Raw genomic sequence first — 1165 nt, 5'->3', positions numbered from 1 at the left:
TGTATCGTCGTTTAGGTTTTCAGCCTGGGACCACGGTCCCACCTGCATCGTCGTTTAGGCTTCCAGCCTGGGACCACGGTCCCACCTGTATCGTCGTTTAGGTTTTCAGCCTGGGACCACGGTCCCACCTGCATCGTCGTTACATTATTAGTTTGGGATCGCAGTTCCATCAATGCCTGTCACGAACAGGTATTGGCATGGCGCCGGTGACCCGTTGAGCGGAGTAATCACGCAGCAGGACTGCTATTACAGGCGATGGTGAGAGCTCTGTTGGGAAATGAACGAAGCATGCATGTTGAGTGAAATCTGCAAAATTTCGCAGGGTATGCGGCTTAATTTTTAATTTCCGCCAGCATTTTTAAAGCCAGTTGCCGCCGCTGCGCGTAGGCCGGTCCTTCGTTCGGCCGGTAACCAGTTCCGGCCGTTTTACGACCTTGGGATCACCTCGTCAGCAGTGTCTCCACTGTGATGTCGTTTGTCACGTTGTCCGATCACAAAATATATTGGTTTTGACGTTCTGTTATCAATTGCGCCAGGTCTTTTTCGTCCAGAAGATCGAGCATTTTTTCCTACAGAACCGCGGGCACACAATAAAAAAACAGGCCGGTTGCTGTCAATAATAGCGACCGGGTAGCCGCAGCCGGCACCGGCGCTGGCCACCGGATCGTTTTTAAGTTCGCTGACGCTGGCAGTTACATCACACAGAATGATATTTGTCATGGTTCCCCCCTGAGACAAGTCATCTGCATGATCGGTAAAGTATGATCTGGCAGCAAGTTCCGTCTGTCATTTCGCCGGTCAGAAACGGGCAACCGGCAGCTCCTTCCAGCGGGTGGTATATGCCGATGAAGGCATCTCACGTTTCATCGGCCATTCCGGGGCAATTCCTCTACCGGCAAACCATACTTTACCCAGCCCTGAGTTGTTGATCCCGTCCAGAACCATCATCAGCTCAGCACTGTGAGGCCGTGGCGTCAGCAATGATGTCCCTGGTGTCCTGAGTGGGTGTAAGTAGTTTCTCCGTGGCCACGTTGCCGTAGTAAGGCTCTTTAACGGCGAACGGAGACGTTTTGATGGAAACGGAAATATGCCGTAAGCGTCAAGTCACTGCCGCCTGTGATTCCAGTCCCGGGATCGCTAGCTTAGAGCTCCGTCTAATTTAGAA

General features: G+C 52.4%; 2 pseudogenes. Both read right to left on the bottom strand.

Annotation, left to right across the window (positions count from 1 at the left end):
- Positions 1–491: 491 nt before the first annotated feature.
- Positions 492–720: pseudogene (locus ABLU50_RS16185) on the bottom strand (type II toxin-antitoxin system Phd/YefM family antitoxin).
- A gap of 78 nt (positions 721–798) precedes the next feature.
- Positions 799–1093, bottom strand: a pseudogene (locus tag ABLU50_RS16180) (DUF4113 domain-containing protein); the annotation flags it as partial.
- Positions 1094–1165 lie beyond the last annotated feature (72 nt).

Origin of the sequence: Klebsiella sp. GG_Kp173, from assembly GCF_040062415.1 — a bacterium.
Lineage (GTDB): Bacteria > Pseudomonadota > Gammaproteobacteria > Enterobacterales > Enterobacteriaceae > Klebsiella > Klebsiella quasipneumoniae.
The sequence above is the reverse complement of the archived record's forward strand: the minus strand, read 5'-3'. Positions and strand labels throughout refer to the sequence as shown.